Genomic DNA, 9,289 nt, shown 5'->3' with positions numbered 1-9,289 from the left:
GCGGGAACTGGCCGACGCCGTCGCTCGCCGCACGACGCGCAGCGAGGGGGACCCGTTCGATCCCGCCACCTATCTGGGTGAGGGGCGTTCCTTCGGGCACCTGCTGGGCGGGCTCGCGGGGGAGTAGCGTCGCACGCCCGGCGGAGCGCGGCCGGCACGTCGCTGGTAGCGTCGGACCACGGTGTCCACCCGGCCCCGCGACGGGAAGAAGACGACGATGGCGACGCAGCACCCTCTCACGTTGGGCGTCGTCGGCGCCTCGCTCAAGCCCGCCGAGCGCCGCGTGCCGCTTCACCCCGATCATCTCGAGCGGATCCCCGCGGACCTCCGCGCGCGGATGCTGTTGGAAGCCGGCTACGGCGAGCGCTTCGGGATCTCCGACGACGAGCTGCGGCCGATGGTCGGCGCGATCCTGGACCGGGGAAAGCTGTTCGAGGCGGCCGATGTGCTGCTGATGCCGAAGCCGCAGCACGCCGATCTCCGCGGAATGCGCGACGGCCAGGTGCTCTGGGGCTGGCCGCACCTCGTGCAGGACGAGGAGATGACCCAGCTCGCCCTCGACAAGCACCTCACCGTCATCGCGTTCGAAGCGATGAATCACTGGAATGTCGACGGCTCGTTCGGTCTGCACGTCTTCCACAAGAACAACGAGCTCGCCGGGTACTGCTCCGTGCTGCACGCTTTGCAGCTGTGCGGCTCGACGGGGGACTACGGCCGGCGACTGACGGCGGTCGTCATCGGGTTCGGAGCCACGGCCCGGGGTGCCGTGACCGCGCTGCGGGCTCACGGCGTGCAGGATGTGCGCGTGCTCACGAACCGGGCGACGGCGTCGGTCGCAGCGCCCATCCACGCCACTCAGATCATCCAGTTCGACCACGACGGACCCGACACGAGCGAGGTCATCACCGACGAGGGACGCGTGCCGCTGGCAGCCTTCCTCGCCGAGAGCGACATCGTCGTCAACTGCACGCTGCAGAACCCCAACAAGCCGCTGGTGTATCTGAAGACGACCGACCTCGCCGCGTTCCGTCGGGGGAGCCTCATCGTGGACGTCTCGTGCGATGAGGGGATGGGTTTCGAGTGGGCGCGGCCGACGAGCTTCGCCGACCCGATGTTCACCGTCGGTGGCTCCGTCAACTACTACGCCGTCGACCACAGCCCGTCGTACCTGTGGAACTCGGCGAGCTGGGAGATCAGCGAGGCGCTGCTGGGCTTCATTCCCACGGTCATGGCGGGAAGGACCGCATGGTCCGCCGACGAGACGCTCTCGCGGGCTATCGAGGTGAGCGACGGCACGGTGCACAACGAGGCGATCCTGGAGTTCCAGAACCGGCTGCCGGACGCGCCGCACGACGTGCGGCCGGCCGGGAGACCGACCGCCGGCAGCGGCCCCGCCCAAGGGTGAGGGGCCCGACCGCGCGTGCGGTGGGCCCCCCGGTTGCGGTGTGTCAGCCGCTCTTGCGGCGGAACTCGCGGCGGGTAACGGCGCCGTGGGCGCCGTGCACGGCGGAGTCGCCGTCAAGGTGCGCCTCACCGTTGCGGGTGTGTGCGTTCTTCTTGTCGAGCGCCTCCTTGAACTTGCGCTTCATCTCCTCGGAGGCTGCGGACGTGTCATCGGTGCTCATGGGACCAGACTACGCAGGGCGCACCCGTCGCGGGAAGCGGGCGTACCGTCTCGCAGACGCGTGACAGGCGGCGCCTGCTAGGCTCGGTCAGGGTGTCCTTGTGGCATCCGCTCAATCGAATACTGAGCTCAGGGAGCAGGCCCGGCAGAAAGCTGGTCCCCTGTGGTGGATTCCCGTCCGGATCGGACGGTGGTCTTCTACTGGTGGCCAGCGCAGGCGGACCTGCGGACTTGTTCCGCGCGCCCATATCTGCCTGTTCCTGCTCCTTCGAACGATCTCGTGCGCGAAACGCGCGTGCGAGTCTAAACAAAGAAGGAGAGACCTCTTGGAAGGTCCTGAAATCACCGCCGCCGAAGCCGTCCTGGACAACGGACGTTTCGGCACCCGCACCATCCGCTTTGAAACCGGCCGCCTCGCGCAGCAGGCGCAGGGCGCCGTCGCCGCCTACCTCGACGAGGAGACGATGCTTCTGTCGGCCACCAGCGCCGGCAAGCACCCTCGTGAGGGCTTCGACTTCTTCCCGCTGACCGTCGACGTCGAAGAGCGTTCGTACGCCGCAGGAAAGATCCCCGGCTCGTTCTTCCGCCGCGAGGGCCGCCCCTCCACCGAGGCGATCCTGGTCTGCCGTCTCATCGACCGCCCGCTGCGCCCCTCGTTCGTCGAGGGCCTGCGCAACGAGGTGCAGATCGTCGTGACCGTGCTCTCGATCGCCCCGGGCGAGTACTACGACGCGCTCGCGATCAACGCCGCCTCGCTGTCCACCCAGATCTCCGGTCTGCCCTTCTCGGGTCCGATCGCCGGCGTGCGCCTCGCGCTCATGCCCGGTCACGGTGAGCACGCCGACCAGTGGATCGCCTTCCCCAAGGTCGAGCAGATGGAAGAGGCCGTCTTCGACCTCATCGTCGCCGGCCGTGTGCTGCCCGACGGCGACGTCGCGATCATGATGGTCGAGGCCGAGGCCACCGAGAACAGCTGGAACCTGATCAAGGCAGGCGCCACCAAGCCCAGCGAGGAGATCGTCGCGCAGGGTCTGGAAGCAGCGAAGCCCTTCATCAAGGAGCTCGTCGGCGCGCAGAACGTGGTGGCCAACACCGCCGCGAAGGAGATCAAGCAGTTCCCGGTCTTCCTGCCCTACAGCCAGGAGACGTACGACTTCGTCTCGTCGCGCGCACACGACTCGCTCGTCCCGATCTACCAGATCGCCGACAAGCAGGAGCGTCAGGCCGCCGACGACGAGCTGAAGGACCGCGTCAAGGCCGAGCTGATCGCGGCGACCGAGGCCGGCGAGCTGCCGGCAGCGGCTCCGCTGGAGTTCTCCGCCGCGTACAAGTCCGTCACGAAGAAGATCGTGCGCGATCGCATCCTCTCCGAGGGTGTGCGCATGGACGGTCGCGGCCTGGCCGACATCCGCCCGCTGGACGCCGAGGTGCAGGTCATCCCGCGCGTGCACGGTTCGGCGATCTTCCAGCGCGGCGAGACCCAGATCCTGGGTGTCACCACGCTGAACATGCTCAAGATGGAGCAGCAGATCGACTCGCTGTCGCCCACGACGAGCAAGCGCTACATGCACCACTACAACTTCCCGCCGTACTCGACCGGTGAGACCGGCCGTGTCGGCAGCCCCAAGCGTCGCGAGATCGGGCACGGCTTCCTCGCCGAGCGCGCCCTCGTGCCGGTGCTGCCCAGCCGCGAGGAGTTCCCGTACGCCATCCGTCAGGTCTCCGAGGCGCTGAGCTCCAACGGCTCGACCTCGATGGGCTCGGTGTGTGCGTCGACGCTGTCGCTGCTGAACGCGGGTGTGCCGCTGCGCGCTCCCGTCGCCGGCATCGCGATGGGTCTCGTGTCGGCTGAGGTCGACGGTCAGACCCGCTACGCGGCGCTGACCGACATCCTCGGCGCCGAGGACGCCCTGGGTGACATGGACTTCAAGGTCGCCGGCACGAGCGAGTTCGTCACGGCGATCCAGCTCGACACGAAGCTCGACGGCATCCCGTCGTCGGTGCTGACCGCCGCGCTGCAGCAGGCCAAGGATGCCCGTATGACGATCCTGAGCGTGCTGAACGCCGCGATCGACGGCCCCGACGAGATGGCGCCGACGGCTCCGCGCGTGATCAGCGTGCAGATCCCCGTCGACAAGATCGGCGAGCTGATCGGCCCCAAGGGCAAGACGATCAACGCGATCCAGGATGAGACCGGCGCGCAGATCTCCATCGAGGAGGACGGCACCGTCTACATCGGTGCGACCGACGGCCCCGCGGCCGAGGCCGCTCGGGCCCAGGTCAACGCGATCGCCAACCCCACTAACCCGGAGGTCGGCGAGCAGTTCCTCGGCACCGTGGTGAAGCTGGCCGCGTTCGGTGCGTTCATCTCGCTGCTGCCCGGCAAGGACGGCCTGCTGCACATCAGCGAGGTCCGCAAGCTCGCCGGCGGCAAGCGCGTCGAGAACGTCGAAGACGTGCTCGGCGTGGGCCAGAAGCTGCTGGTGCGCATCACCAAGATCGACGATCGCGGCAAGCTGTCGCTCGAGCCTGTGGTGGAGGAGAGCGCCGGCGAGGCTGCTCCCGCCGAGGCCGCTGAGGTGCCTGCAGAGGCCTGATTCCGATCACGCGCGAACACCCGTCTCTCCTGTGGAGGGCGGGTGTTCGCCGTTTGTCCCCCGTATGGCGGACACGCTCGCGCGTCGTGACCAGAACGTTATGCAAAGTTCACCCGACGTGCAGAGCAGTTGCCGGGCGTGTCCCAGGCCTGGCTTACCCTCGAGATAAGCGCCGGGGGCGTGGACGAAACGGCTCGGGTCCTGCGAGGGATCCGTGGGGGTGTGACATGGGTTTATTCGGCGGCGTCAGCCCGACGGATACGTCGACGCGCCTGCCCGCGGCCCCGGTCGGCCATCCCTCTGCGCCCATCCCCGTCATGGGGCCACCGGTGGGAACCGGCGTGCGCACACCCCTGGGTGAGTCGGGGCTGTCGGTCTTCCCGTTCATCCTGGGCGGCTCCGAGTTCGGGTGGCACGTCGATCTGGAATCCAGTCACGCCATCCTCGACGGTTACCTCGAGCTCGGCGGCAACGCGGTGCACACCTCCGACTCCTATGCCGGCGGCCGCAGCGAGCACATCGTCGGCCAGTGGATCCACTCACGGGGTCTGCGCGACGAGGTGGTCGTCTCGGTGCGCGTGGGCGGCCATCCCGAGCACCCTGGGCTCGGCCCCGTCAACCTGGTGCGTGCGGTGGAGGCATCGCTCACCGCATTGCGCACCGACCGCATCGATCTGCTGTACCTCGACGGCGGGTCCGACCGCACCACTGCCCTCGAAGATGCCCTCGCCACGGTGCAGTGGCTGGTCGAGGCAGGCAAGGTGCGTGCCGTCGGCGCGTTCGGGTTCACCGCTCCCCAGCTGGTCGAGGCGAGGATTCTCTCCTCTGCCGGTCTGCCGCGCCTGACCACGCTCGACGTCCCCTACAACCTGCTGCGTCGGACCGACTTCGAGGGCGACCTTCGCCTGGTCGCCGGGGCGCAGAGCATCGCGGTGACCCCCTCGCAGACGCTCGAGCACGGCTTCCTCGCCGGGCATCATCGCTCGCGTTCGCGCGTAGGGGCCTCCGTCCGTGGGGCGCAGCTGGCCGCGAGCATCAATCGCCGCGGCACGCGCACGCTGAAGGCCCTCGACGCACTCGGAGCCGAGCTGGGCGTGTCCGACGCCGCCGTGGCCCTGGCGTGGGTGCTGGCGCAGAAGACGGTCGTGGCTCCGATCGTCAACGTGTACTCCCCGTCCCACGTCGCGGAGCTGGTGCAGGGCGTGGGCGTGAAGCTCGGGCGCAGCCAGCTCGCCGAGCTGGCTCGCGCGGCGGCGTGATCGCCTGACATAGGCTGGAGAATGCGCCCGGCAGGGCGATTCCCCCGACGAAGTGAGAAGCGTGACGCAATACCTCTACCTCGTGCGACATGGAGAGCACATCGACGCCGAGCACGGCATCGATGACGGCCCCCTCTCGCCGCGCGGTCAGCGTCAGGCGTCGCTTCTGGCCGACCGCCTCTCGGGCGTGCCCCTGACCGCCGTGTGGCATTCGCCCCTCGAACGCGCTGCGGAGACCGCCCGCGCGGTGGCCGACCGTCTGCCGGCCGTGTCACCGCAGCCGAACGCGCTGCTGTTCGACTGCATCCCCACCGGCATGTCCGAGGACACCCCGGCCATGTACGAGTCCTTCTTCGGGTCGTATACCGAGGCCGAGACCGAAGCCGGATCAGCGCAGATGGCCGACGCGGTCGCCGAGTTCCTGCGCCGCAAGCCCGACGCCCACGAGTTGATCATCACGCACAACTTCGTGATCGCCTGGTTCGTGCGCGAGGTGCTGCAGATGCCGGCGTGGCGCTGGCTGACCCTCAACCAGGCCCACTGCGGGCTGACCGTGGTGGCCCAGCGCAGCGGGCGCCCCTGGACGCTGATCTCCCACAATGACCTGGGCCACCTGCCGGTCGAGCTGCGCACCGGACTGCCCGAGCTGCCGCCGGTCTGATACCGATCCGGTAACACCTCTCCCGATCCGCACGGCGGGCACCGGTCCCCTCGGGCACTCTGTGAACGGGTGGGTGCGAGACACGAAGATCATCCTCGCGATGGACGCGGTGTTCACAGCGGACGCATAGCCTGCCCGTATGACGTGGCGAGTGCGCCGCGGGGACTTGGGAGGAACATGAACCGTCACACTGCGGGCGCTGTCATCGGCACCGCCGCTCTGCTGATCGCCCTGACCGGGTGCACCGCGTCCGACGCCGACGACGTCGCCGCGGAGGAGTCCCCGCTGGGTGCCTACCTCGCCTCCGCCTGGGGCAGCGATCTCAGCGAGGAGGAGCAGCTCGAGAAGTACGAGAAGGAGAACACCGAGCGCGAGGAACTCGTCGCCGCATGCATGAACGAGGCGGGCTTCGAGTACATCCCGACCTCGAACAACGGCACCGTCGTCTTCGGCGACGATGACATATGGGACCCGGACTCCCGCGAATGGGTGGCCCAGTACGGCTACGGAATGGTCGAGTCCCCCGGCATGGACGAGCCCATGCCGGCCGAGGAGGAGTACAGCGACCCGAACCAGGACTACGTCTCGGGCCTCACCGAATCCGAGCAGGCGGCGTACTACGAGGTGCTCTACGGTCCCGGCATCCCCGAAGAGGAGATGAACGAGGACGGCTCGTACGAGTGGGATTGGACACAGGCCGGATGCCACGGCTGGGCCCAGCACGAGATGGACGGCGAGAACCCGCTGAGCTCGGACGAGCACAAGCCTCTGATGGATGCGCTCAACACGTTCTACACCGACATGCAGGTCGCTCCGGAGTTCACCGACCTCAACGCCGAGTGGGCCGCGTGCATGGATGAGTCCGGGCACTCCGGTTTCGTCGCACAGATGGACGCGCAGAACTCCTTCATCGAGGAGCTGAACGCGTACTACGAGAGCCAGACCGAGTGGGTCGAGGACGACCCGGCGCTGGCCGAGCTGGCCGAGCGCGAGATCGAGCTCGCGCTGGCCGACCTCGACTGCCGCGAGAAGACGGACTACCGCGACGAGCAGACGAAGATCACCGCCGCGCTCGAGGAGCAGTTCATCGCCGACCACAAGGCGGAACTGGACGCGTTCAAGGCCGCTGCCGAGCAGGGCCGATAAGTGGGCCGCCGCGACGCGCCGGCGTTCGACGATCTGCTGCCGGGCGATGAGGCGACGGAGGCCGCGATCGTCGGCGACGTCGGTGCGGCAGAACCCGACCTCCCTGACACCCCGTCGGCGAAGGTGCAGGGGTGGGGCCGCGTCTTCCGCACCAACCGCGCCCTGTGGATCATCGCGGCCGCCGCGGTGCTGAGCCTCGTCGTCGGCCTTCTCGTGGGCAGGTTCGTCCTGTCGCCGGCGGATGCCGCGTCTCTCACCGACCCGCCCGAAGCCGGCCTCATCACCGTCGCCGTCGAGCGCGGCATCCTGAGCAACGACGTGACGATCCGCGGCGACGTCGGCTACGCCGACTCGGTCGAGGTGACCATCGACACGGCAGCCCTCGGCGGTCCGGCAGTGGTCACCGGGAGCGTTCCCGAGGTCGGTGCCACCCTCGAGCCGCTCGCGGTCGCTCTCGAAGTGGCCGGACGGCCCGTGATCGTGCTGCCCGGTGAGCTGCCGGCCTACCGCACGCTCGTGGTGGGGCTGACGGGGCCCGACGTGGTGCAGTTCAAGGAGGCGATGCGCGCCGTGGGCATCGACGCCGGAGACCCGGCATCGGACCTCTTCGACGCCACGGCTGCCGCGGCCGTCACCGAGCTCTACGCACAGGTCGGCTATCCCGCCCCGGTGTCGGATGAGGGGGCCGCCGACGCCGTGCTGGCCGCGCAGGAGGGCGTGCGCTCGGCCGAGCAGGCGCTCGCCGCGGCGCGGGCGGATCTGGGGCAGGCTTCCGGCGGCGCATCGGCCGTGGACGTCCGTGCCGCAGACAACGCCGTCAACAGCGCGCAGCGCGCCCTCGACGTGCGGCTGACGCAGCGTCCCGCCGACCCTGCCGAGGTGCCGGCCTGGGACGCCGAGGTGTCCGACCTGCGCGACACGCTGGAACTTCGCCGCCTCGAGCGTCGCCAGCTCGATATCGCCCCGGACACGGCGGGCCCCCGCGCCGCCGTCGATGCCGCCGAACGCCAGCTCGCCGATGCCCGCCAGCTGCTGGACCGGGCGCGCGAGCAGGCGCTGCCGTCGCTGTCGGCGGGTGAGGTGCTCTACCTCAGCGAGCTGCCGCGCCGCGTCGACGCCGTTAACGTCACCCGTGGGCAGGTGCTGCAGGGTGCGGCGATGATCGTGTCGGGAGCGTCGATCACCCTCATCGGCGCAGCAGCGCCCGCCGACGGCGCCCTGCTCGAAGTCGGCGGCGAGGCCACGTTCGAGCTCGCCGACGGCACACCGCACCGCGCAGTGATCGCCGCCCTCGCGCCCGGCGCGACCCAGGGGGACCGGTGGGAGATCACCCTGCAGCCCGACGAGCTCACCGCGGATCAGGCGATGCAGCTGCAGGGGCGGAACGTGCGGGTGTCCCTTCCCGTCGGCGCGACAGCGGGGGAGGTGCTCTTCGTGCCTGTTGCGGCACTGACGGCGGGCCCCGGCGACGAGGCGCGCATCGAGGTGGTCGACGGCGATCCGCGCGACGGTGAGGATGCGGCCACCCGGCTCGTGGTCGTGACCACAGGACTGGCGGCCGGCGGCTTCGTCGAGGTCGAAGCCGTGGACGGGGAGCTCGCCGAGGGCGCCCTCGTGGTGGTCGGGCGGTGACCGAGGCGCTCCTGGAGCTTCGGGACGTGACCCGTTCGTTCGCCGGTCCGCCCGAGGTGCAAGCGCTCAAGGGCGTCAACCTGCGCATCGCCCGCGGGGACTACGTCTCCATCGTCGGGCCGAGTGGGTCGGGCAAGTCGACGATGCTGAACATGCTGGGGCTGCTGGACCGCCCGAGCGTGGGGGAGTACCGCATCGACGGTGTCGTGACCGGGACCCTCACCGAGAACGAGCGCGCGGCGGTGCGTGCGCGCCGGATCGGGTTCGTGTTCCAGTCGTTCCACCTCATGCCGCGGCGCACCGTCTTGGACAACGTGCTCATGCCGATGCTCTACAGCGGGGTGCCGCGGCACGAGCGCGAACGCCGGGC

General features: G+C 69.4%; 8 protein-coding genes and 1 pseudogene. 8 read left to right on the top strand and 1 reads right to left on the bottom strand.

What is annotated here, in order from left to right; genetic code table 11:
* Together NQ160_RS24710 and NQ160_RS13020 are read left to right on the top strand one after the other, a co-directional pair.
* Positions 1-127: pseudogene (locus NQ160_RS24710) on the top strand (NADPH-dependent FMN reductase); the annotation flags it as partial.
* A gap of 90 nt (positions 128-217) precedes the next feature.
* Positions 218-1,405: a N(5)-(carboxyethyl)ornithine synthase gene (locus tag NQ160_RS13020; RefSeq protein ID WP_257515652.1), complete on the top strand. Its 1,188-nt coding sequence runs from the start codon at positions 218-220 to the stop codon at positions 1,403-1,405.
* Between the two features lie 43 nt (positions 1,406-1,448).
* On the opposite strand, the gene NQ160_RS13015 is transcribed toward NQ160_RS13020, so the two are convergent.
* A complete protein-coding gene (locus NQ160_RS13015) occupies positions 1,449-1,625 on the bottom strand; it encodes a DUF5302 domain-containing protein (protein ID WP_257494958.1) in 177 nt (58 codons plus the stop codon).
* Positions 1,626-1,950: 325 nt separating this feature from the next.
* Between NQ160_RS13015 and NQ160_RS13010 the strand changes: the two genes are divergently transcribed.
* From NQ160_RS13010 to NQ160_RS12985, 6 genes are all read left to right on the top strand, one after another.
* Complete coding sequence (locus NQ160_RS13010; protein ID WP_257515651.1) at positions 1,951-4,221, top strand: polyribonucleotide nucleotidyltransferase; 2,271 nt, start codon at positions 1,951-1,953, stop codon at positions 4,219-4,221.
* A 227-nt stretch (positions 4,222-4,448) separates the two neighbouring features.
* On the top strand, positions 4,449-5,480 hold the full coding sequence (locus NQ160_RS13005; protein ID WP_306853299.1) for an aldo/keto reductase: 1,032 nt from the start codon (positions 4,449-4,451) through the stop codon (positions 5,478-5,480).
* A gap of 61 nt (positions 5,481-5,541) precedes the next feature.
* Positions 5,542-6,141: a histidine phosphatase family protein gene (locus NQ160_RS13000; protein WP_257515649.1), complete on the top strand. Its 600-nt coding sequence runs from the start codon at positions 5,542-5,544 to the stop codon at positions 6,139-6,141.
* Positions 6,142-6,318: 177 nt separating this feature from the next.
* Positions 6,319-7,287 carry a hypothetical protein gene (locus NQ160_RS12995; protein ID WP_257515648.1) on the top strand — a complete coding sequence of 323 codons (969 nt, stop codon included), beginning with the start codon at positions 6,319-6,321 and terminating at the stop codon, positions 7,285-7,287.
* Positions 7,288-8,919 carry a hypothetical protein gene (locus NQ160_RS12990; protein ID WP_257515647.1) on the top strand — a complete coding sequence of 544 codons (1,632 nt, stop codon included), beginning with the start codon at positions 7,288-7,290 and terminating at the stop codon, positions 8,917-8,919.
* Positions 8,920-8,945: 26 nt separating this feature from the next.
* A partial coding sequence (locus NQ160_RS12985; protein ID WP_374113655.1) for an ABC transporter ATP-binding protein occupies positions 8,946-9,289 on the top strand: 344 nt, incomplete at its 3' end.

The organism is Microbacterium sp. zg.Y909 (genome assembly GCF_024626565.1).
Note: the sequence above shows the minus strand (reverse complement) of the source record. Positions and strands in the feature narration are given on the sequence as shown.

Coding starts and splice junctions, on each gene's coding strand:
- NQ160_RS13020 (WP_257515652.1), top strand. CDS start 218: ATGGCGACGCAGCACCCTCTCACGTTGGGCGTCGTCGGCGCCTCGCTC.
- NQ160_RS13015 (WP_257494958.1), bottom strand. CDS start 1,625: ATGAGCACCGATGACACGTCCGCAGCCTCCGAGGAGATGAAGCGCAAG.
- NQ160_RS13005 (WP_306853299.1), top strand. CDS start 4,449: ATGGGTTTATTCGGCGGCGTCAGCCCGACGGATACGTCGACGCGCCTG.
- NQ160_RS12995 (WP_257515648.1), top strand. CDS start 6,319: ATGAACCGTCACACTGCGGGCGCTGTCATCGGCACCGCCGCTCTGCTG.